This window comes from Mangrovibacter yixingensis, assembly GCF_020523985.1.
Taxonomy (GTDB): Bacteria; Pseudomonadota; Gammaproteobacteria; order Enterobacterales; family Enterobacteriaceae; genus Mangrovibacter; species Mangrovibacter yixingensis.
Map to the genome: position 1 here is coordinate 331638 of NZ_JAIVKM010000001.1, position 21914 is coordinate 353551.

Sequence of the window (21914 nt, forward strand, 5' to 3'; positions counted from 1 at the left end):
GATAAACAGAGTAGGTTAACCCCGCTGACGCATAACACCTTCCTGCACCGTCGAAGCCACCAAAACCCCATCCTGTGTATAGAACTCCCCGCGCACAAAACCTCTGGCGCTAGATGCCGAAGTGCTTTCCACGCTGTAGAGCAGCCACTCGTTAAGACTAAAAGGGCGATGGAACCACATAGAGTGGTCAATGGTGGCAACCTGCATTCCGTGCTCCAGAAACCCGATTCCGTGTGGCTGCAAAGCGGTGGGCAAGAAATTAAAGTCAGATGCATAACCCAATAAATATTGGTGAATCCCTAAATCATCCGGCATTGTGCCATTGGCCCGCATCCAAACCTGGCGTTCCGGTTTATCAACATGGCCTTTAAGCGGGTTATGAAATACCACCGGGCGGATTTCCAGAGGTTTATCGCTTAAGAATTTCTCTTTAACCAGTGGGGGGAGCATATGCTCAAACAATTTGGCGATGTCTGTTTCTGATTTAAGTGACTCTGGGTCTGGGGCTTCTGGCATCGCCTTCTGGTGCTCAAAACCGGGTTCTGGCGCCTGAAAAGATGCTGTCATGTAAAAAATCGGTTTGCCATTTTGAATAGCAGATACACGTCTGGCACTAAAACTATTGCCATCGCGCAGAACTTCAACATCATAAATAATGGCTTTTTTGCTGTCTCCGGGGCGTAAAAAGTAGCTGTGAAAGGAGTGAACCAGGCGTTCTGCAGGAACAGTTTCTTTTGCTGCATACAGTGCCTGGCCAACAACCTGGCCGCCAAAAACCTGGCGCAGGCCCAAGTCTTCACTTTGACCACGAAAAAGGCCTTCTTCAATTTTTTCAAGATTTAACAGGGCTAACAAATTATTTAACGCCTGACTCATAGTACTTCCTCTGGCAGCGGAGTTGTTAGTCGGTGTGTGTAGTGACCATGTGGCCTGATGTGCCGCCTGCAGCACTGTACGTTAGTCTCCTTCTGCGTGGGCAGGTACCCAGAAAAGGCGATTCGTTACAGCTGCAATGCGACACATATTGTTAAGTATAACCTGGATTTCTAACTGGTCCGATGGGTTCAATTATCTGAATTTACAGTCTTTTACCAGCGAAAATTCAGGTAATATGCCAGACTTACCCTGATAAGCAATAAACCAACCCCTCATCACAACGGTATCTACGGTATCGGGGTGATGGCAGGAGAAGGAGAAAAACGATGAAATTGACACCCGTAATTTTCGGTCTGGCTGCTGCTTTTGCCCTGTCTGGCTGTGCACAACAATTTCGCAATACTTATGAAGTGCCGAACCCGGACTTTGCCTATTCCCGTCTGGCTTCACAGGCTGATATGCAGAAACCTCATCTGTCCGGTAATGTGGTCATTAACCAACGCCTGGCGGTACCACAAAATGCGGTACTGACAGTAACCTTGTCCGATGCTTCACGCGCAGATGCGCCAGCGAAAGTCTTATCCCAAAAAGTGGTAAACCTTGAAGGCCATCAGGCACCATTTGGGTATGTGTTGCCTTACGATCTTGCCGATATTCGCCAAAACGCACGTATTTTGCTCAGTGCTGCGATTACCGTGGATGGCAAGTTGATGTTCAGGTCTGATTCCTTTAAACCGGTTATTACCAATGGTGTGAACAGTACTGATCTGGATTTGATTCCGTTGCAAAACACCGCGGTTGCTGTGCAACCAGCAAAAGTGACTGAAGCGTATCCGGTACCTACGCACTTCTTGCCGCAACAGCAGCAAACACAAATGCAAACCGGCAATTGATTTTGTTTAATCACCAGATACCATTTTTGTGAGTCTGATGACAAACCTTATGTCCGCACAGAACGATCGGCGGCTAACGAAAAAGAAGGGAAAACCACGTTTTTCCCTTCTTTTTAATCAATCTGACAGCGCCTTTGGGCGCTGTTTTCTTTTACTCAGGCCAACGGTAGCGTGGCAGGTCAATTCTCCCATCTCCGGATACCAGCACACCTTCGGCCAGCAATGCCTGGCGCTGGCGACTGAGGTCTGGGCCGGTCAGTGATATAGTGCCTTCACGGTTTACTACACGGTGCCATGGCAATCTTGAACCCTCCGGTAACCGTTTGAGTACGCCGCCTACCTGGCGGGCTGCCCGTGGTGAACCCGCCATTCGAGCCACATCGCCGTAAGTGGTTATCCTGCCGCAAGGAATCGCCGCAATTATCTGGTATACCCGTTGTGCAAAATTATCTGTTGGGGCCATTTGCAACTCCTGTTATCCATCTATGTGACTATACCTGTTGGCTGGTTAGGAAGAAACTGAGGTAAATGCACAATAAACCGTCATCCAGACCCGGTTGACTTGCAATTGCCGGAATCAACAGAGATAATGCGCCCCGCGCGTTGGAATACAACGCTCTCAATGGGGGCCCTGTTGGTTCTCCCGCAACACTAACTTGTGAACTCGGTCAGGTCCGGAAGGAAGCAGCCGCAGCAGGCGACGTGTGTGCCGGGATGTAGCTGGCAGGGCCCCCACCCATTTGTGCGTTCTGCACGCTATTCTTCTTTGTGCTGGCCCAAAATACATGCAGCAGAACAACGCTTGCAGGCTGAAGCGCGCTTCTGTACCCAACCTGCTTTGTTGAATTGTGCTGCTATTGGTAATTTTGGTCTGAATCTGTCCCTGCTATTTCGTTAGTTAGCTGAGATGCTATTCATGATGACCAGCGTTTTTTGCTCAATCTCATCCTGCAGCAGGTAACGACGGCGGTATTCAGCGCGCTTCTTGCTGGCGATGTCCTCAAGGGATTTCCTTGGCAAGGATGTTGGAAGTTGCCACTGGTATGGGCCAGCTTTGGTGCCATTGGCAGATTCCCAAAACTCGTCATAACTGGCGTGAAGATAACGTGCCTTACTGAAACGATAGCGCCATCCACGGAACACATGCCCGGCATCACTTACTCCACAGATTTGCTCAAGTTGCCACTGGCTACATAATTGCCAGATAACTTCCAATAAAATACGTTTAGGAAATAAACCATGGCAGGCCTTGGTTGCCAGTTTTATGGTGTCATTGGTAACCTGGCGGCGGGGCCCCTGAACACCACCAATAAACAATACCGGGTGTTGTGCGGGTTCTGTGATGCAAAATGTTAAACTGGCCAGTAAGTTATTCCCCATGAATAGCCAAAGTGTGCTTTCTCCTTCGCGTTCAGCACTACGCGCGGTTGACGCTTTAAGTGAAAACACCTCATCGTTGCGCCCAGTGAAGTTGAACAACAATGTTGGTTCACTGGATGTTAGTGCCTGAAAAAGAGTTGGCCCCGCATGTTGGTGTAAAAAATGGTAGTGATCCACAACAGCATTAGCGCGCTGGAAGGCATTCAGCCCCAGGCGTAAGTAGTGGCGGTGCGGTTTACTGGGCAGTGTTACTTGCGCCTGTAATAATGCAGGGAATTCGGGTAATTGGGATAAGGCAGCCAGCATGCTATTGGTCGGTTTCCAGTACCAGAGGGCACGCAATAAAAATTTTAACCGGTAACGTTTTTGCTGCCAGATGGCGGCTGGCGGTACAACTCGCCCCCGGGCAATAGCAAAAACCAGTGATCCGGTGCTAATGCCTTGCTCATCAGCGGTGTGTAACGGTGTTTCATTCACAGACATAACTGCCCCGACTGCTTAAAAATAAATCAAATAAGAATTGTCTGTGTAGTGTATTGAAGTGAACTTCAACGAAAGCTCATTGGGATGAATAAAGTTAATTGTTTGTAATGTCGTATTTTGTGGTTGTGTTGAGAAAGGTCTTACTTGGTAAAATGCGTGGCCAACTATTTTAAAAGTAAAAAATATTTGTATTACTGATTGATAATATGAGACTTTGTGACTTCATCTTTAGGTACTTTCTTCGGCCGTTTTGAATACGCTATTCTGTTGCAGGCTCTATCTGCCTCAATTACTGTGTGCGAGCTTTTCTGTCTTATCTGTCAGCCGCTTCCTTGTGGTTTGTGGCGCAGAACATTAATGACAGACTACGGGGACAATTGCTCTGGTTCTCATCACTGGCAACTTGCAACATAGCCCGGCCAGGACGTTTTTTGGGGAAGAACAATGAAAATAACACCAATACTCTATGCTATTACCGTCATTGGGTTAGCTGGTTGTGCGGCAAAACAGCCAGTTGTTCCTGCTCTTAGTGCAAATACTGTATCGGCAACGCAGTCTGGGATTATCGACGGAACCACATCATTTACCGGTCTGATTCAAAAATATGGTGTACCTTCTCGCACGCTTTGGTCGCCACAAGGCAAACAAATCGCTGTCTGGATGCAAAACTGGAAAGGGCCATTGGGGCAGCAACCCGCACAGACAACACAGATGACAGCATTAATTAATGGCGACCGGGTAGAGAAGCATTGGGTTCATCGCTACCCGGAAGGTATGCAGAATCGTTTTTTATCTTCAGACAATAAGCAGCACCTGAAGAAAACCATCATTAAAGGGGTCTCCACGGAATCAGGTGTGATTGCCCAATTGGGGGAACCACGTAATTATTTATTTGATGATGATGGCAATAAGATAATGATGTATGTCTGGCATGAATCCACGCCAGGTGGGCAGAGTACAGGACTACAAGCCAGAAGGGTGAGTATTTTGTTGATTTGCCTTGATGCTCACAATGTCGTGAAGTTCTTCAACATAGAGCACTTTGAAGGTAGTGACGGAATACAGAATCAACCAGCATCAGCTTTTAGCCTGGATAGCTGACGTATCCGCTTTATGGTAAGGCCCTCTCCAGGGGCTTTACCTACCTCAGTAAATAGGGTTGTTTACTGAATCTTTTTCGGGAGATCCCAAATAATAATATTGAATAATCGTACAAAAATGAATGGTTACCTTTGTGCTTTATAACGGCTATTGTTAACTTTCTCAAAGAGATGAACGTGTGTTAATAGTGGCAATGTAACAAAAACTATTTATTGCATATAAAATGCGCCCATGATCACTGTTATTTTCTCTCCCACTGTGTTAGTCATCTTTCTGCAACGGAATAGTGATGGATTTTACTTGGGATTTATGCAATAAGAATTATATTATTGCGCTAAATAAACTCGAAGGAAAGCATATGGAAACCGCAGTGCTAAATGTAAAAATTAGCAGTGAACTTAAAGAACAGGTGCGTAGTTATGCTGAACTGCATGGGGAAACATTGGGTGCGGTAACAGAGCAGTTTCTGAGAATGGCTTTTGCCAGTCTTGATGCTGGGGTTAAGGAAGATGATATTGATAACCAGCACACAGAAGAAGAAGGAGTTCAACCATTAAATGCTAAAGAAATCAAGGCACTGAGGAAACTTCTTAAGAAGAGGAAATAATGGCTGACGACAGTGTGAGTGTGGCTCACAGTTATAATGAAGCATGTGAATTATTACGTTCTGGTTTTGTTAAGCATGTCCGCCTTGACTGGAATGTGGGAAGTGATGAGTTTTTTCGCATAGCTTCTGACTGGTGTGATGCCGGAGCAAAAATAAAGCGCAGAGATAATGGTTTTATTATTTCTGTCAAAGGTTTTCCTGTTCCGCGACAACATTGATTTTCCCCGTTTTTTTCATGTTATACAGATAATATGGCGTTTCTGGATGTGGCTGTTTGGCATGAATATTAACTGGGGATTAATGTTGATTGTCATATTAATGACATGAAAATGAAATTTATATGAAATAATAGCGTCATAAAAATATCATTTTCATGCAACCGGAATTACCTGGATCATTCATGACGACTTGTTAATGTGGCATTGCCTCAAAGGTAATGTGCATCATGGATGATATTAAAACGGCGAGCTTTATGGCTCGCCGTTTTCTTTTAAGGCCTGGTGTTAAAGTGTGTGGCACCAGTGTGTTAAATCATTATATTACTGGCTGGTGGTCTGGCCTGGTTGAGTTGCTGCCACACGGGTTGCAAACGTATTAGTGCCATTTCCATCTCGTTGGTTTCCAGCGTAAAGGGCAGGCGAAGAAAACGCTCAAAAGCTCCATCAATACCGAACCGGGGTCCCGGCGCAAGGTGAATGCCAACATTTTCTGCACTGGCTGCAAAACGGGTTGATGTAGGGGAAGGCAGTGTTACCCAGAATGATAAACCTCCGGGCGGGTTACTGGTTTTCCAGTGTGGAAAGTACGACTGTATCAGTTTCAGGCACTGGTCACGTTGATTTCGCAGTTGCTGGCGTTTTTCCTGCAAAATGGCCTCTTCTTCTTCAATCAAAATAGCCGCTGTGAGCTGTTCGAGTAGCGGAGAGCCTAAATCGAGAGTGTTACGTTGTTGAACCAGTCGAGCAATCACACCCGGCGAGGTACGTATCCAGCCCAGACGTAATCCTCCCCAGAAACTTTTCCCACATGAACCCAATGTAATAATGCGTTCAGCATCGCCAAAACAAGCAACTGGCGGTGGTGGCGGGGTTTCATACCATAACTCAGCCATGGTTTCGTCAATAACCAGCGGGGTGTGGCTGCGTTCTGCAATTGCTGCGATATTCTGGCGCTCAGCAAGGTTCATACAGCGCCCGGTTGGGTTATGAAAATCGGGAATAAGATAGGCCAGACGGGGAGATGTCTGTGCTATCGTCGCGGCGAAACCATCACAATCCCAGCCTTCATTTGCGGGCAGACTGACTCCAACCGGGCGGCAGGACGCACCCTTGATTGCATCCAGAGCCATGGGGTAAGTGGGGTGATCAACTAATACCCTGTCTCCTGGCCCGGTAAATAACCGTAGCAATAATGCCAGGCCACTTACCGCGCCGTTGACTACCATAATCTGGTCAGGTGTGGTTGCCAGACCACGCTGGCAGTAATGCTGTGCAATCGCGGTTCGTAGCCGCGGCAGGCCGCGGGAATCGTAGCCAGTTGAACTCAGATGTTCTGTCAGCCCAGTAATGGCCCGTTGGTAAGCCTGGTGAATAACCGGGCTTGCGGGCAGTGCGGCAGTGGCCAGATCAAGCGTGTCTCCAGGGAGGGTATAGGCCTGCTGTGTCACATGTGTTTCGGGTAAGCGAACTATGGAACCGGATCCCTGGCGGCTTTGCAGGTAACCTTCTTCCCGTAACTGGTTTAGCGCATTTGCTACCGTCGTTCGGCTCAGTGACAGTGATTCTGCCAGTTCACGTTCACCAGGCAACCGGCTGTTTAGCGGTAGCCGCCCATCGAGTATCAATAAACGTAGCCCTTCGGCCAGTTGCCGATAAACAGGAACACGAGTGTCCGGATGATGCCACTGCCCCAGGACCTTTATTAGCGAGGCGCTACGAAGCTGTCGTTGAGTCATTGCAGTCCACTTTTATAAAACTGGATCTTATTATTAAGTCCATTGTTGCGCAAAGTATAAACATGTCTGCAAAAAACAGGAAATGATTATGTTGCGCCGGTTAATTCAGTTGTACACAGGCCTGGTATTTTACGGCATCTCAATTGCGGTGTTCTATCGCGCCAATCTGGGGCTGGATCCGTGGGATGTGTTTCATATGGGGTTAGCACAACTGACCGGGCTAAAGCTTGGGCAAACTGTTATTTTGGTCGGGGCGCTGGTTTTATTGTTGTGGTGGCCAATGCGCCAGAAGCCCGGTCTGGGAACTATCAGCAATGTGATTGTGCTGGGCCTGGTGGCCGATGCAGTTTTGGCTATTTTCCCACCAATAACTGATTTATGGGTACGTAGCCTGTGCCTGGTTATTGCGATAGTGCTTAATGCTCTGGCAACCAGTTTGTACATTGGTGCCGGGTTTGGCGCTGGCCCTCGAGATGGATTGATGACCGGCATGCATAACCGAATGGGCTGGCCGATTCGCCGTATTCGTACTGTTATTGAACTGACAGTACTGCTTGTTGGTTTCTTGATGGGGGGAAGCCTGGGTATTGGTACGGTGCTGTATGCAGTCAGTATCGGGCCGCTTATCCAACTGACACTCCCCTGGTTTTCTGCTCATCGCTCAGGGAAGTTAAAGGCTGAAATTAGCGAAAAATCACAAGGTAATACACTTTCTGATCTCAAGAGTTCGCTCTGAGGTAGTATAACGTTTTTACCATCAAGGGCCGGTTATGAGTAATAAAACGATAACCCTATACGACGTTGCCGCGAGAGCGGGCGTGTCTTACCAGACGGTATCCCGAGTTATCAATGGGGCTGAAAATGTATCGGCTCGTACCCGGCAGAATGTTGAGCAAGCGATGCAGTCGCTCCATTATGTGCCTGACCCTGCAGCACGTCAGCTCGCCGGGAAACGGCGGCGTATTTGGGGGCTGGTGACCACAGACCTGTCCTTACATGCCCCGTCACAAATTGCGGCGGCGATTAAGTCACAGGCCTCACAGTCTGGTGTGGATGTTTCCATCGCTATGCTGGAAGACACCAGTGAACAGGCGTGTTGCTGTGCTCTGGATACCCTTCTGGCTCAGCGAGTTGAAGCTATCGCGATTAATTTACCGTTGTCTGCCAACCAGGCATCAGCGCTGGTAGCGCGTTATTCTCATGCACCAATACTCTTTCTTGATGTGCCCTCTAATGCTCCGGTACCCAGTGTCACTTTTGATGCCACCCAGGGTGCGGTTTTGGGGGCTGAACACCTTCTGTCACTGCCATTAACCCGCATAGCGTTGCTCAATGGGCCGCTATCCTCCGTTAGTGCTGCACAACGCCGGGCTGGCTGGGTTGATACGCTGGCACAAGCAGGTTTACAACCGGTTGCTCAAGGGGAAGGGGATTGGAGTGCGGCAAGTGGGTATTTGCAGGCTCAGGGGTTATTGCGTTGCCAGCCGCAAGGTATTCTGGTTGCCAATGATCAAATGGCACTTGGCGTGTTGCGCGCCTGCGCAGAACGCGGCATCTCTGTGCCGGGAGAGATCTGTGTGGTAGGTTTTGACGATACCGCAGACAGTGCGTGGTTCACACCTCCATTGACCACTATTCGCCAAGATTTTCGCCAGTTGGGCGAGTCCTGTGTATTTTGGCTAAATAGTGTAGTGGGAAATAAAACGCCTTCATCACAATGCTTGCCAGTTACTCTGGTGGTTCGTGAATCAACGGGTAAGACAGGTGAGGGAAGTTCACAGCCCCTGGATTTAGCACACCAGCTACATTTGCTAGCGGAACAGGTTGCTAAGTTGGCCTGATTACCTGGTTGTGATCCGCTTCGCTTATTATCTTTCTCCGTATTTACCCTGACCCCATTTTCGTTCACATTATCGTCAATGTGAGCGCTTCGCAATTTATGGGGAAACTATGTCCACCACACCTTGTAATGAACAGTATTCTGCTTTGTCTTCCCTGGTTGCACGCAGGGACTGGGAGAACCCTTCAGTGACCAACTGGCATCGTCTGGCAAGCCATGCACCATTATCAGGTTGGTTCGATGAAGTGAGTGCTGTGCAAAAAAGCCCGGACAATAGCCTGTTGAGCCTGAATGGGAAATGGCAGTTCTCCTGGTTCCCTTGCCCAGAAGCCGTGCCAGGAGAATGGGTTGTTCAGCCGTTGGAATCAGCGATTGATACCGCTGTTCCTGGCAACTGGCAATTGGTGGCCGGGTATGATGTCCCAATATACACCAATGTTAATTACCCTATCGCCACAACTCCACCACAGGTTCCGGCAGATAACCCTACAGGGTGCTATTCGCGCGTTTTTAATGTGAACCCTGAATGGCTTGGTAACGGGCAAACACGCATTATTTTTGATGGTGTGAATTCTGCTTTTTACCTGTGGTGTAACGGGCACTGGGTGGGATACAGCCAGGACAGCCGCCTGCCTGCTGAATTCGACCTGACTCCCTGGTTGCAAGCGGGAGAAAACCGGCTTGCTGTGATGGTACTGCGTTGGTGTGATGGTAGCTGGCTTGAGGACCAGGATATGTGGCGAATGAGCGGAATTTTCCGTGATGTTACGCTATTACATAAACCGGATGCGCATATTGCGGACTATCACCACCAAATGGCGTTCAACAGTGATTACTCACGTGCTGAATTAATGCTGAATGTGAATATGACGGGAAATCATCCGCAACAGTACTTTGTTGAAGCCAGCCTGTGGCGGCATGGAGCTTGTGTCGCCCGGCAGAAGCAATCTGTGGGCAGCCCTGTTATTGACGAACGTGGTCATTATCCTGAACAGGCACGGCTAGCTTTATCTGTTGTGTCACCAGCCCTGTGGAGTGCTGAGACTCCACATTTGTACCGCCTGGTGATGGTGCTCAAGGATAGTCAGGGCAATTGCATTGATGTCGAAGCTTGCGAGGTGGGTTTTCGTGAAGTAAAAATTGCCAATGGGTTGTTGATGCTAAATGGCCGACCACTGCTCATTCGTGGTGTGAATCGCCATGAGCACCACCCGGAGCATGGCCAGGTGATGGATGAAGCCACTATGCGCCAGGATATTGTGTTGATGAAACAACATAATATTAATGCGGTACGTTGTTCCCACTATCCTAACCACCCACGCTGGTATCAGTTATGCGATGAATATGGCTTATATGTTGTGGACGAAGCCAACATTGAAACCCACGGTATGCAGCCTATGTCGCGCCTTGCACAAGACCCGCGCTGGTTTGCTGCAATGAGTGAACGTGTAACCCGTATGGTCCTGCGGGACCGTAACCACCCTTGCATAATTATTTGGTCTTTAGGCAATGAGTCCGGTCATGGCGCTGTTCATGATGCGTTATGGCGCTGGGTGAAAAGCACCGATCCCAGCCGCCCAGTACAGTATGAAGGTGGCGGTGCCAATACCACCGCCACCGATATTATTTGCCCAATGTATGCACGAGTAGATGAAGACCAGCCTTTCGAACAAGTTCCCAAATGGTCGATTAAAAAATGGGTTGGCATGCCAGGTGAACATCGTCCGTTGATTTTATGTGAGTACGCCCATGGGATGGGAAATAGCCTGGGTGGATTCTACCGTTACTGGCAGGCCTTTCGGCAATATCCACGTCTGCAAGGCGGCTTTATCTGGGACTGGGTAGATCAGGGGTTAACACGAAAAGTGGAAGGGGGCAAAACGTGGTGGGCTTACGGAGGGGATTTTGGCGATAAACCTAACGATCGCCAGTTTTGCTTGAATGGGCTGGTGTTCCCAGACCGTACTCCACACCCAGCGTTATATGAGGTACAACGCGCCCAGCAGTTTTTTCAGTTTCACTGGGATAACAACAACCCTCAGCAATTGCAGGTTACCAGCGAATACCTGTTTCGTACCACAGATAATGAATGCCTGTGTTGGGCACTGACACAAGCGGGCGAAGTATTGCTTGAAGGGCGGGAATCCCTGGTTCTGGCTCCGGAGTCCAGCCAGTGTCTGACTGTTCCGGCATTCAGTGAGCGTCATGGCAATGAGCCCCGCTGGTTTACGGTCTGGGTTGAATATTTAGCCGATACTGAGTGGGCCCTGGCCGGTCAACGTTGTGCCTGGGCGCAGTGGCCGGTCGCCGATTCACTCTCGCTACCTGATGTGGCTGTGTCACCGACAGAATGCCAGCATCCACAACTCACTGAAGAAAAGCATATTTTACAAGTTACCAGTGGGAATAAACGCTGGGTGTTTGACCGCAAGCTTGGCACTTTGGTGCAGTGTTTCTCGGGAGATATCGCACACTTACTCGGGCCACTTGAGGACCAGTTTGTGCGAGCACCGCTCGATAATGACATTGGCACCAGTGAGGCTGCCCGGGTTGACCCAAATGCCTGGGTGGAACGCTGGAAAGCGGCGGGGTTATATGATTTGCAGGCACAGGTTTTACAGTGCGAAGCCCATGAAGCACCTGAGGGTGTGGTTATCAAAACACGGCATGCCTGGTTGCACCAGCAACACTGTTGTTTTATTAGTGAAAAACACTGGCAGATAGATGGCAACGGGCAATTGCAGCTTGATGTGCGGGTTGAAGTGGCAGCAGATATTCCACCACCTGCGCGTATTGGCCTGGTTTGCCATCTGTCTGGTGTAGCGCCGTTGGTGAGCTGGGATGGGCTGGGGCCCCATGAAAATTACCCGGACAGAAAATTGTCGGCGTGCCAGGGGCGCTGGGAGTTACCGTTGTCTGAATTGCATACGCCTTATATTTTCCCTGGTGAAAATGGCCTGCGTTGCGATACCCAGTCACTGCGTTACGGTGGGCACCAGTGGCAAGGCATGTTCCACTTTGGGATTGGCCGTTACAGCCTTCAGCAATTGCGTGAGACAAGCCACGTTCATTTACTGACAGAAGAGCCAGGCGTATGGCTGAATTTGGATGCGTTTCATATGGGAATTGGTGGCGATGATTCCTGGAGCCCCAGTGTGCACCAGGATGATATTCTTGCCACCACGACCCTTCGCTACCAACTAACCTGGTCTCTACCGGGCTGATTTTGCAGGTGTTAGCCGGTAGGTGTTAAGGTGCTTTTCCGCCATCAACTCACTTTGGTGAACCACTGATGGCGGTTTACCATTTCACCATCGAGGCGGAAAATACCGTCGCCAGTATAGTGCATGGTTTGGGGCCAGTCAGTCAGGCTTTTTACCCGTGCGCAAACCACTTCGAAAATAAAGAAGTTATAGCTGTCTACCAGAACATCGTCATAGATTTGGCATTCAAAACTGGCAAAGCACTCGGCAACCGCTGGCGCACCAACACTTTGTGCGGGCTCTGGCGTTAAACCAAATCGCGTGAATTTATCGGTTTCACTCCCTGAACAATTACCTATTTGCGCAACGGTATCCAGTAACCCCACTTCTGGCAGGTTAATGACACAGTCTCTGCTGGCCTTGATCATCTCAAAGCTATGGTTGCCAGCGGAAATCATGCAGCCAATCAGTGAAGGTGAAAACTCCATGACAGTTTGCCAGCCAAGCGTCATGATGTTGTCCTTCCCTTGCCAGTGGGAACTAATCAGCACTATTGGCCCAGGCTCCAGAAACCTGCGCACTTCACTAACAGGATATGGGTACTTTTTCATATTGGCTCCTGTAAGGCTTGTTATACAGGATCATAGTCGTTTCCTGGCCGGGTGTGAGGTTGTTTGGCGGATACTTGCGTGGCAGCCCGCAAACACAGAGCTTTCAGGCTGGTGGCAGTTGGCTGTCGTGTTGCTGTCAGGTTCCTGTCGTGGTGTTTCCAGCGGGGTTGGCGGACAGTATTTTTCGTCAACAGAACAATGGAGAAACAGAATGCAGCAGAATAATATTAAAGCCCTGCGGCTTGCTCGTGGCTGGTCACAGGAACAACTTGCGGCATTATCGGCGCTGAGTGTTCGCACTATCCAGCGTATTGAGAGTGGTGAGCAGGCAAGTATTGAAACAATGAGTGCGTTAGCTGCGGTATTTGAGTGCCCGGTTGCTGAGTTAATGAACCCGGCAGATGAACAGCGCGAACCGGCAGAGGATGGAGCGGATCAGCGGGTTATGGCCGCCAATGCCAGGTTGGATGAAGAAAGCAGGTTTCTGCGTTCATTGTGCACCTGGGCGGTTATTTGTGGCGGTTTAGCGGTAATAAACCTGCTGACCAGTCACGACATATTGTGGTTTCTCTGGCCGTTAGGTATTTGGGGCGGATTGTTGATAGTGCGTGGATTCAGGCTATTTGTGCTGCACAATTGGCTGTCTCGCCGCAGGCAAATACGCCTGCAGCAGTTGTTACGTAAATAATATCCCAGTGTCAGGCGGGGATCGCCTGTGCCTCTGCCTGGTGTGCGGGTAGGGTATTATCCGGAACCTTAATTTCAGCACTGATACGCAGCCCGGCTTCGTCGAAGACCATACATTGCCGGGCTTCAAAATACGTTGTTATCTTCTGCCAAGGGCTGAAATGAATATCTGACGGAATAAGTACTTTGAAGTTGTCATGGCCATAACACTGGCCAAACAGCCAGGTATTGTTCCCCAGGCGTTCCACTACTTCGCACTGGAACTGAAGCTGGCAACCCGCCTGTTCACCCACCTGCAAATGCTCAGGGCGAATACCCAATGTGATGTTATCGCCTGGATGTAATTGCTGTGTATGCAATGCGAGTATCAGCGTTTGCTGCCCGGCAATGTCCACCACCAGTTCTCCCTCCTGCCAGTGCTTCACTGTTGCAGGCAGAAAATTCATTTTTGGCGACCCGATAAACCCTGCAACAAACCGGTTAACCGGGTTGTAGTAGAGGTGCATTGGTGAGCCAGTCTGTTCCACCTTGCCATAGTTCATGACCACAATTTTGTCTGCCAGCGTCATGGCCTCTACCTGGTCATGGGTGACATACACCATTGTGGTTTTCATTTCCTGATGCAACCGGGCGATATGCAGACGCATTTCAACCCGCAGTTCAGCATCCAGGTTAGATAAAGGTTCATCGAACATAAACACTTGTGGGTTACGCACAATTGCCCGGCCAATAGCGACACGCTGGCGCTGGCCGCCTGAAAGTTGTTTTGGTTTGCGTTCAAGCAGGTGGGTCAGTTGCAGTGTTTTTGCCACCATCTCTACCTGATGGCGGATCTCTGCTTTGGGAACTTTATTTACCTTCAGTCCATAACCCATATTTTCAGCAACGGTCATGTGAGGATACAGGGCATAGGACTGAAAGACCATTGCCACCCCACGGTGGGCCGGGGCAATATCATTGACAACCGTTGGCCCAATCATTATCTCGCCCTCACTAATATCCTCAAGGCCCGCGATCATGCGCAACAGCGTGGATTTACCACACCCTGACGGGCCGACAAATACCGCAAATTCTCCGTCTTCGATATCAAGTTGAATATTGTGCAGCGTGACGGTTTTGCCAAAGCGCTTGGTGACGTTTCTGAGCTGTATGCTGGACATCCACTTCTCCTGGCTTAATGAATGCAGCTAATGCTGTTTTATGGTTTTAATGTAGTACGTATAACACACCATGAAAGCAAGCAAGAGCAGGGTGGTTTTTTGAGATGCTGAAACTATATATCTCAGTTGTAGCAGGCAGTATGCTGCTGTTTCATTTCTGCAATCATGATCACAGAATAACCACTAAGAGATGGTTCACATTATTTTCAAAGAGTAACGTATAACATCATTGATGGTGAGCAGTATCATCATCAAAAAGAATTTAAATTATGGGAATGACTCAGTTACGAGAAAAAACAAAAAAGTTAGCAGAACATCTTAAATGTAATACCTTCACAAGAGGTCGATAATGAAAATTACGCTATGCTCCGCCCTGTTACTTTCCGCACTGGCAGGCAGCCAGTTCGTTGTATTTGAGGCATCCGCCGCCGCACAGCAGCTTACTGTTTGGGAAGATATTAAGAAATCAGACGGTATCAAAGTCGCTATCAGTGATTTTGAAAAGCAGTATCAGGTGAAAGTGAATGTCCTGGAGATGCCATTTGCTCAGCAACTGGAAAAATTACGCCTCGACGGGCCCGCAGGTATTGGTCCGGATGTCCTGGTCATTCCAAATGATCAGCTCGGTGGTGCGGTGGTGCAGGGGCTTCTGGCACCGCTAACGCTGGATAAATCAATACTTGCGGGTTTTACACCTTCATCGGTAGATGCTTTCCAGATGAATGGCACACAGTATGGTTTACCTAAAGCGGTTGAAACACTGGTACTGATCTATAACAAAGATCTCGTAAAAACCCCATTCAAGACACTGGATGAGTGGTTTAACTTCTCTCGCCAGCAACATGAACAGAACAAGATTGGCCTGCTGGCAAAATTCGATGAGCTCTATTATAGCTGGGGAGCAGTCAGCCCTATGGGCGGGTATATCTTTGGTAAAGACAGCAAGGGTAAGCTCAATCCCCTGGATATTGGGCTGAACACACCAGGTGCTGTGGATGCCGTCACTACGTTAAAAAAATTCTACAGTGAACAGTTATTTCCCAGTGGCATTGTTGGGGAAAACGGCCTCAATGCAATTGATTCCTTATTCACAGAGAAAAAAGCTGCGGCAGTTATTAATGGCCCCTGGGCGTTCCAGCCTTATGAAGCGGCTGGTGTGAATTACGGCGTGGCACCATTACCCCTGCTGGAAAATGGTAAACCGATGAGCGCGTTTCTGGGCGTGAAAGGTTATGTGGTCTCCACCTGGAGCAAAGATAAAACCCTTGCCGATAAATTCATCACCTTTATTAACCAGCCGAAATACGTGAAAACGCGTTATGAAGTGACGAAAGAGATCCCACCATTGCTGGCTGTTATGAATGATCCGGTGATTAAAAATGATGAGCGCGCCAGTGCTGTGGCTGAACAGTCAAAGTTTGCTGTCGCAATGCCGGGCATTCCTGAAATGGGTGAGGTTTGGGGGCCTGCGAATGCGGCACTGCAACTGAGTATGACGGGTAAGCAGTCGCCAAAAGATGCGCTCGATAGCGCAGTTAAACAAATCAAAATGCAAATAGAAGCCATGCAGGCCAGTAACCAGTAATTCCAGGTATTGTTTTGTTACGGGGGAGCGGGGCTTCCCCGTACAGCAGAAGGAGCCAGGTGTGATTATCAGTTCCAGTGAAAGTTTATCCGCATCAACCGGGCCAGGTCGTCATGCGTGGGCAGCGTTGTTGCTGGCCTGCCTGCCTGGATTCGGTCAGTTTTATAACCGCCAGTGGGCAAAAGGGCTTATTTTTCTGGTGCTACTCAGTAGTTTCCTGGGCGTGTTCCATGATTTTTTGGGGGAAGGTCTGTGGGGATTATGGACACTTGGTGAAGAGGTTCCCCGTGATAATTCTGTCTTCTTATTAGCGGAAGGAATATTAAGCCTGTTGATCATTGGCTTCGGGGTGGCGGTTTATCTGCTGTCATTACGTGATGCCTGGGTAAATGGCCGCCGGCGGGATAGCGGTATACCGTTACACAGTGTGCGCCGCCAGTACCAGATCCTGCTCAATGAAGGGTTCCCGTATTTAATGATAACACCAGGTTTTATCCTGTTAGTGTTTGTGGTTATCTTCCCGATTTTATTTGGTTTTGCTATCGCTTTTACCAATTACAACCTGTATCACACCCCACCTGCAAAACTGGTGGACTGGGTGGGAATTAAAAACTTTATCAATATTTTTACCCTGTCAATTTGGCGTAATACTTTTTTTGATGTGTTGCAGTGGACGGTAGTGTGGACCTTGCTGGCAACAACGCTGCAATGCAGCGTGGGTGTCATGCTGGCGATTTTGGTGAATCAAAAAGATCTGCGCTTTAAACCGGTGATTCGGACTATTTTCATTCTTCCGTGGGCTGTGCCCGGGTTTGTCACGATTCTGGTTTTTGCCGGGATGTTTAATGATTCTTTTGGTGTGATTAATAACTCTATTCTGTCTTTTCTGGGGATAAGCCCCAAAGCCTGGATGACAGATCCATTCTGGACTAAAACAGCATTGATCATGATGCAAACCTGGCTTGGCTTTCCATTTGTCTTTGCCATGACAACAGGTGTGCTGCAGGCAATTCCGGATGATTTATATGAAGCCGCCACCATGGATGGAGCCAGTACATTTACCAAATTACGCACCATTACTTTGCCTTTGGTTCTCTATTCCATTGCGCCCATTATTATTACTCAATACACATTTAACTTTAATAATTTCAACATCATTTACTTATTTAACAATGGTGGCCCGGCAGTGGCCGGCTCTAATGCGGGTGGTACAGATATTCTGGTTTCATGGATTTATAAGCTGACGATGTCATCTTCTCAGTACGCGATTGCTGCAACTATCACCATTCTTTTATCGATTTTTGTTGTGGGTGTTGCACTGTGGCAATTCCGTGCCACGAAATCATTCAAAAATGACGAAATGGCGTAAGGGGTATTCAGGGTGAAAACACAAAGTATTAAGCGTGAAAAATGGATACGCCTGTCATTATCCTGGCTGGTTGTAGCGGTGGTTTCGGTGATTATTATTTATCCGTTGATCTGGACTGTGGGGGCATCACTGAATGCCGGAAACAGCCTGCTCAGTACCTCTATTATTCCAGATAACCTTTCTTTTCAGCATTATCAGGACTTGTTTAATGGCCAGGTAAATTACCTGACATGGTACTGGAACTCAATGAAGATAAGCCTGATGACCATGGTGCTGACGTTAATCAGTGTCAGTTTTACGGCGTATGCTTTCTCACGTTTTCGTTTTAAAGGGCGCCAAAACGGGCTGATGCTGTTTTTGTTACTGCAAATGATCCCGCAGTTCTCGGCGTTGATTGCCATCTTCGTACTGTCACAACTGCTGGGGCTGATTAACAGCCACCTGGCGTTAGTACTGATCTACGTTGCTGGCATGATCCCGATGAATACCTGGCTGATGAAAGGTTACCTGGACGCGATACCGAAAGATTTGGATGAATCGGCCCGAATGGATGGTGCCAGTAATTTACGCATTTTCCTGGAAATTATTATGCCGTTATCAAAGCCAATTATTGCGGTGGTCGCGTTGTTCTCTTTTACTGGCCCATTGGGGGATTTTATCCTTTCCAGTACGATTTTACGCACACCGGATAAATACACTTTGCCTATTGGGTTATATAACCTGGTAGCACAAAAAATGGGGGCCAGTTACACCACATATGCGGCAGGAGCTGTGTTGATTGCATTGCCTGTTGCAATATTGTACCTGGCATTACAGAAGTATTTTGTTTCTGGCCTGACTTCAGGGAGTACCAAAGGGTAATTATTATGAAAAAGACCGTGCTTTCTTTTGTTATCTGGGGACTGGCTGCAGCAACCAGTTTACCGCTTTATGCCAGTGAAACCGTGGTGATTAAACCATTACGTAATGAGCCAACTGATTTTATTAAAGGTGCGGATGTTTCTACTTTATATGAAGTGGAGCATCAGGGTGCGAAGTTTTATAACGCACAGCATCAACAACAAGATGCGATGGCGATTTTAAAAGCCAATGGTTTTAACTATATTCGGCTGCGGTTATGGGTGGATCCGAAAGACAGCACTGGCCATCCTTATGGTGGTGGCGACAATGATTTGGCTACCACTCTTGCACTGGCAAAGCGCGCAAAAGCGCTGGGTATGAAGGTGTTGCTGGATTTTCATTATAGTGACTTCTGGACTGATCCGGGAAAACAGTTTAAGCCCAAAGCCTGGCAAGGAATGAACTACGACCAACTGGTTACAACTATTCATGATTATACCCGTGACACCATACAGCAGTTCCGGCAGGCCGGTGCACTACCGGATATGGTGCAAATCGGTAATGAAATTAATAGCGGTATATTGTGGCCGGAAGGCAAGAGTTGGGGAGAGGGTGGCGGCGAATTTGACCGGCTTGCCGGGCTATTAAAAGCAGCAATTAGTGGGATGAAATCCAGCCTCGGGCCGGACGACCATGTCAAAATTATGTTGCACCTGGCAGAAGGCACCAAAAATGACACATTCCGCTGGTGGTTTGATGAAATCATTAAACGAGATGTACCGTTTGATGTCATTGGCTTATCAATGTACACCTACTGGAATGGCCCGATTAGCGCGCTGCAATCCAATATGGATGATATTAGCAAGCGTTACCATAAAGATGTCATTGTAGTGGAAGCTGCATATGCATGGACTCTGGCAAATTGCGATAAAGCCGAGAACAGTTTTCAACAAAAAGAAGAAACGGCCGGAGGCTACCCGGCAACATTGCAGGGCCAGGCAGATTATTTACATGATTTAATGCAAAGTGTGATTGATGTACCGCAACAACGTGGCAAAGGCATATTTTATTGGGAGCCAGCCTGGATAACGCCTCCGGGAAATACATGGGCAACAGAGGCTGGGATGAAATATATCAATGACCACTGGAAATTGGGTAATGCGCGTGAAAACCAGGCGCTATTTAATTGCCAGGGCGAGGTGCTGCCATCAATAAAAGTTTTTAATTAAGTTTTCATTTCATTCTAAGGGTTTTTTATGAATAAGTTTCCACCTTTGAGTTCAAAGGTCGCTACCTTATTGCATGGTGCCGACTATAATCCGGAACAGTGGGATAATTACCCCGATATTCTGGAAAAAGATATTGCCATGATGCAACAGGCAAAGTGCAATATTATGTCGGTGGGTATTTTCAGTTGGGCGAAGCTTGAGCCAAAAGAAGGTGAATACCAGTTTGGCTGGCTGGATAATGTGCTGGATAAACTATATGCCAGTGGTATATCCGTTTTTCTTGCCACCCCCAGTGGTGCCCGGCCTGCCTGGTTATCACAGGCTTACCCTCAGGTATTGCGGGTGGGGCGCGACAGGGTGCCAGCTCTGCATGGTGGCCGCCATAACCACTGCCTGACTTCACCCGTATACCGTGAAAAAGTTCGTCAGTTAAATACCCGTCTGGCTGAGCGGTACAGTCACCACCCGGGCGTTATTGGCTGGCATGTTTCCAATGAATACGGTGGAGAATGCCATTGTCCTGCTTGCCAGGCACGCTTTCGTGAATGGCTGCAACAACGCTATTCGTCACTGGATGAGCTAAACCATGCCTGGTGGAGTACATTCTGGAGTCATACCTATACAGACTGGTCGCAGATCGAGTCTCCCGCACCCCAGGGCGAAGAGTCTGTTCATGGGCTGAACCTTGACTGGCGGCGGTTTACTACAGACCAGGTCGTTGATTTTTGCCGTAATGAAGTGGCACCGCTCAAAGCGGCTAATGCGGCATTGCCAGTCACGACTAACTTCATGGAATATTTCTACGACTACGATTACTGGAAACTGGCGCAGGCCATCGATTTCATTTCCTGGGATAGTTACCCCATGTGGCACCAGGATAAAGATGAGGCCACGCTGGCCTGTTATACCGCGATGTACCATGACCTGATGCGCACATTAAAACAGGGCAAGCCCTTTGTTTTAATGGAGTCAACACCCAGTGTGACTAACTGGCAGCCGACCAGTAAGCTCAAAAAACCGGGTATGCATATCCTTTCTTCACTGCAGGCTGTCGCTCATGGCGCGGATGCGGTGCAATATTTCCAGTGGCGTAAAAGCCGGGGTTCGGTAGAGAAATTCCATGGCGCCGTGGTGGATCACGTAGGGCATATTGATACCCGTGTTGGCCGTGAGGTCTGCAAACTGGGCGATATCCTTCAGCACCTTTCGCCGGTGGTTGGGTGCCGGGTTGAAGCACATGTTGCAATTATTTTCGACTGGGAAAGCCGTTGGGCAATGGATAACGCCCAGGGGCCTCGTAACCTGGGGCTTGAATATGAGAAGACGGTTGCAGAGCATTACCGTCCATTTTGGGAGCAGGGAATCAGTGTTGACGTGATCAATGCTGATGCTAATTTATCCCAGTATCAGTTAGTTATAGCTCCGATGCTCTACATGGTTCGTGATGGGTTTGCCAGCCGAGTGGAAGCCTTTGTTGAACAGGGTGGGCAATTTGTTGCTACGTACTGGAGTGGCATTGTTGACGAAAGTGACTTGTGCCATTTAGGCGGTTTCCCTGGCCCATTACGTAACGTGCTGGGGATTTGGGCTGAGGAGATTGACAGCCTGGCTGAAGGTGAAAGCAACCTGATTCAGGGGCTTGCCGGTAACGAGGCGGGCTTGCAGGGGCCGTATCGTGTTCGGCACTTGTGTGAGCTTATTAATACCGAAAGTGCCAGGCCACTGGCCTGTTATCGGGAAGATTTCTATGCAGGCAGGCCTGCGGTCACTGTGAATGCGTTTGGTCGGGGTAAAGCATGGTATATCGCATCGCGTAATGATCTGGCTTTCCAGCGTGATTTTTTCGGCAATATCATTGCTGAATCAGGCTTATGCGGGCCTCTGCCTGTGCCATTGCCGCCTGGTGTTACCGCACACCAACGCACAGACGGGGAACAGAATTACATCTTCCTGGAAAACTACAGCGACAAACAGCATAACCTCGTCCTGCCACACGGGTATACCGATATGCTGACCGGGTTGCCGGTTTCTGGCCCGGTAAACCTGACAGCATGGGATTGCCGGGTACTCTCCTGCGCATGTTAGTCATTGATTCC

The 21914-nt window shown here is 48.6% G+C and carries 19 protein-coding genes and 1 other RNA gene; 14 read left to right on the plus strand and 6 right to left on the minus strand.

Going from position 1 to position 21914, the window contains the following annotated elements; all coding sequences use genetic code 11:
* Window positions 1-15: 15 nt before the first annotated feature.
* On the minus strand, window positions 16-876 hold the full coding sequence (gene tesB / locus LC084_RS01575; RefSeq protein WP_226568762.1) for an acyl-CoA thioesterase II: 861 nt from the start codon (window positions 874-876) through the stop codon (window positions 16-18).
* A gap of 326 nt (window positions 877-1202) precedes the next feature.
* On the opposite strand from tesB, the gene LC084_RS01580 reads away from it, so the two are divergent.
* Window positions 1203-1769, plus strand: a complete 567-nt coding sequence (locus LC084_RS01580; RefSeq protein ID WP_226568764.1) for a YbaY family lipoprotein — start codon at window positions 1203-1205, stop codon at window positions 1767-1769.
* 151 nt (window positions 1770-1920) lie between these two features.
* Here LC084_RS01580 and LC084_RS01585 read toward each other — a convergent pair whose 3' ends face one another.
* A complete protein-coding gene (locus tag LC084_RS01585; RefSeq protein WP_226568766.1) occupies window positions 1921-2232 on the minus strand; it encodes an MGMT family protein in 312 nt (103 codons plus the stop codon).
* Window positions 2233-2401: 169 nt separating this feature from the next.
* Between LC084_RS01585 and ffs the strand changes: the two genes are divergently transcribed.
* An RNA gene (gene ffs, locus LC084_RS01590) (signal recognition particle sRNA small type) lies at window positions 2402-2498 on the plus strand.
* A 165-nt stretch (window positions 2499-2663) separates the two neighbouring features.
* Here ffs and LC084_RS01595 read toward each other — a convergent pair.
* The gene (locus tag LC084_RS01595) at window positions 2664-3632 is read right to left on the minus strand and encodes a VirK/YbjX family protein (RefSeq protein ID WP_226568768.1); all 969 of its coding nucleotides are present in this window, start codon (window positions 3630-3632) and stop codon (window positions 2664-2666) included.
* Window positions 3633-4076: 444 nt separating this feature from the next.
* Here LC084_RS01595 and LC084_RS01600 point away from each other — a divergent pair, with 444 nt between their 5' ends.
* From LC084_RS01600 to LC084_RS01610, 3 genes are all read left to right on the plus strand, one after another.
* Window positions 4077-4733, plus strand: coding sequence for a hypothetical protein (locus tag LC084_RS01600; RefSeq protein WP_226568770.1), 657 nt, complete (start codon window positions 4077-4079; stop codon window positions 4731-4733).
* Between the two features lie 358 nt (window positions 4734-5091).
* Window positions 5092-5340, plus strand: a complete 249-nt coding sequence (locus tag LC084_RS01605; RefSeq protein WP_226571105.1) for a hypothetical protein — start codon at window positions 5092-5094, stop codon at window positions 5338-5340.
* Entirely contained in the window at window positions 5340-5558 is a 219-nt protein-coding gene (locus tag LC084_RS01610; protein WP_226568771.1) for a hypothetical protein, read from the plus strand. The genes LC084_RS01605 and LC084_RS01610 overlap by 1 nt, the downstream gene beginning before the upstream one ends.
* A gap of 308 nt (window positions 5559-5866) precedes the next feature.
* On the opposite strand, the gene yczR is transcribed toward LC084_RS01610, so the two are convergent.
* The gene (gene yczR, locus LC084_RS01615; RefSeq protein WP_226568773.1) at window positions 5867-7294 is read right to left on the minus strand and encodes a MocR-like transcription factor YczR; all 1428 of its coding nucleotides are present in this window, start codon (window positions 7292-7294) and stop codon (window positions 5867-5869) included.
* 88 nt (window positions 7295-7382) lie between these two features.
* On the opposite strand from yczR, the gene yczE reads away from it, so the two are divergent.
* The 3 genes from yczE to LC084_RS01630 all read left to right on the plus strand — a co-directional run bounded on the left by yczE (window position 7383) and on the right by LC084_RS01630 (window position 12358).
* Window positions 7383-8030, plus strand: a complete 648-nt coding sequence (yczE, locus tag LC084_RS01620) for a membrane protein YczE (protein ID WP_226568775.1) — start codon at window positions 7383-7385, stop codon at window positions 8028-8030.
* 34 nt (window positions 8031-8064) lie between these two features.
* Window positions 8065-9135 carry a LacI family DNA-binding transcriptional regulator gene (locus LC084_RS01625; protein WP_226568776.1) on the plus strand — a complete coding sequence of 357 codons (1071 nt, stop codon included), beginning with the start codon at window positions 8065-8067 and terminating at the stop codon, window positions 9133-9135.
* Between the two features lie 109 nt (window positions 9136-9244).
* On the plus strand, window positions 9245-12358 hold the full coding sequence (locus tag LC084_RS01630; protein ID WP_226568778.1) for a beta-galactosidase: 3114 nt from the start codon (window positions 9245-9247) through the stop codon (window positions 12356-12358).
* Window positions 12359-12402: 44 nt separating this feature from the next.
* Here LC084_RS01630 and LC084_RS01635 read toward each other — a convergent pair whose 3' ends face one another.
* A complete protein-coding gene (locus LC084_RS01635; protein ID WP_226568780.1) occupies window positions 12403-12948 on the minus strand; it encodes a flavin reductase family protein in 546 nt (181 codons plus the stop codon).
* Window positions 12949-13159: 211 nt separating this feature from the next.
* On the opposite strand from LC084_RS01635, the gene LC084_RS01640 reads away from it, so the two are divergent.
* A complete protein-coding gene (locus tag LC084_RS01640; RefSeq protein ID WP_226568782.1) occupies window positions 13160-13636 on the plus strand; it encodes a helix-turn-helix domain-containing protein in 477 nt (158 codons plus the stop codon).
* Window positions 13637-13646: 10 nt separating this feature from the next.
* Here the strand turns inward: LC084_RS01640 and LC084_RS01645 are convergent, their stop codons facing one another.
* Window positions 13647-14795: an ABC transporter ATP-binding protein gene (locus tag LC084_RS01645; RefSeq protein ID WP_226568783.1), complete on the minus strand. Its 1149-nt coding sequence runs from the start codon at window positions 14793-14795 to the stop codon at window positions 13647-13649.
* A gap of 349 nt (window positions 14796-15144) precedes the next feature.
* On the opposite strand from LC084_RS01645, the gene LC084_RS01650 reads away from it, so the two are divergent.
* From LC084_RS01650 to LC084_RS01670, 5 genes are all read left to right on the plus strand, one after another.
* Window positions 15145-16380, plus strand: a complete 1236-nt coding sequence (locus tag LC084_RS01650; protein WP_226568785.1) for an extracellular solute-binding protein — start codon at window positions 15145-15147, stop codon at window positions 16378-16380.
* A gap of 61 nt (window positions 16381-16441) precedes the next feature.
* Window positions 16442-17749: a carbohydrate ABC transporter permease gene (locus LC084_RS01655; protein WP_226568786.1), complete on the plus strand. Its 1308-nt coding sequence runs from the start codon at window positions 16442-16444 to the stop codon at window positions 17747-17749.
* Between the two features lie 12 nt (window positions 17750-17761).
* Entirely contained in the window at window positions 17762-18610 is an 849-nt protein-coding gene (locus LC084_RS01660; protein ID WP_226568788.1) for a sugar ABC transporter permease, read from the plus strand.
* Window positions 18611-18615: 5 nt separating this feature from the next.
* Window positions 18616-19818, plus strand: a complete 1203-nt coding sequence (locus LC084_RS01665; protein WP_226568790.1) for a glycoside hydrolase family 53 protein — start codon at window positions 18616-18618, stop codon at window positions 19816-19818.
* 27 nt (window positions 19819-19845) lie between these two features.
* Window positions 19846-21903: a beta-galactosidase gene (locus LC084_RS01670; RefSeq protein ID WP_226568792.1), complete on the plus strand. Its 2058-nt coding sequence runs from the start codon at window positions 19846-19848 to the stop codon at window positions 21901-21903.
* Window positions 21904-21914 lie beyond the last annotated feature (11 nt).

Coding starts and splice junctions, on each gene's coding strand:
- tesB (WP_226568762.1), bottom strand. CDS start 876: ATGAGTCAGGCGTTAAATAATTTGTTAGCCCTGTTAAATCTTGAAAAA.
- LC084_RS01580 (WP_226568764.1), top strand. CDS start 1,203: ATGAAATTGACACCCGTAATTTTCGGTCTGGCTGCTGCTTTTGCCCTG.
- LC084_RS01585 (WP_226568766.1), bottom strand. CDS start 2,232: ATGGCCCCAACAGATAATTTTGCACAACGGGTATACCAGATAATTGCG.
- LC084_RS01595 (WP_226568768.1), bottom strand. CDS start 3,632: ATGTCTGTGAATGAAACACCGTTACACACCGCTGATGAGCAAGGCATT.
- LC084_RS01600 (WP_226568770.1), top strand. CDS start 4,077: ATGAAAATAACACCAATACTCTATGCTATTACCGTCATTGGGTTAGCT.
- LC084_RS01605 (WP_226571105.1), top strand. CDS start 5,092: ATGGAAACCGCAGTGCTAAATGTAAAAATTAGCAGTGAACTTAAAGAA.
- LC084_RS01610 (WP_226568771.1), top strand. CDS start 5,340: ATGGCTGACGACAGTGTGAGTGTGGCTCACAGTTATAATGAAGCATGT.
- yczR (WP_226568773.1), bottom strand. CDS start 7,294: ATGACTCAACGACAGCTTCGTAGCGCCTCGCTAATAAAGGTCCTGGGG.
- yczE (WP_226568775.1), top strand. CDS start 7,383: ATGTTGCGCCGGTTAATTCAGTTGTACACAGGCCTGGTATTTTACGGC.
- LC084_RS01625 (WP_226568776.1), top strand. CDS start 8,065: ATGAGTAATAAAACGATAACCCTATACGACGTTGCCGCGAGAGCGGGC.
- LC084_RS01630 (WP_226568778.1), top strand. CDS start 9,245: ATGTCCACCACACCTTGTAATGAACAGTATTCTGCTTTGTCTTCCCTG.
- LC084_RS01635 (WP_226568780.1), bottom strand. CDS start 12,948: ATGAAAAAGTACCCATATCCTGTTAGTGAAGTGCGCAGGTTTCTGGAG.
- LC084_RS01640 (WP_226568782.1), top strand. CDS start 13,160: ATGCAGCAGAATAATATTAAAGCCCTGCGGCTTGCTCGTGGCTGGTCA.
- LC084_RS01645 (WP_226568783.1), bottom strand. CDS start 14,795: ATGTCCAGCATACAGCTCAGAAACGTCACCAAGCGCTTTGGCAAAACC.
- LC084_RS01650 (WP_226568785.1), top strand. CDS start 15,145: ATGAAAATTACGCTATGCTCCGCCCTGTTACTTTCCGCACTGGCAGGC.
- LC084_RS01665 (WP_226568790.1), top strand. CDS start 18,616: ATGAAAAAGACCGTGCTTTCTTTTGTTATCTGGGGACTGGCTGCAGCA.
- LC084_RS01670 (WP_226568792.1), top strand. CDS start 19,846: ATGAATAAGTTTCCACCTTTGAGTTCAAAGGTCGCTACCTTATTGCAT.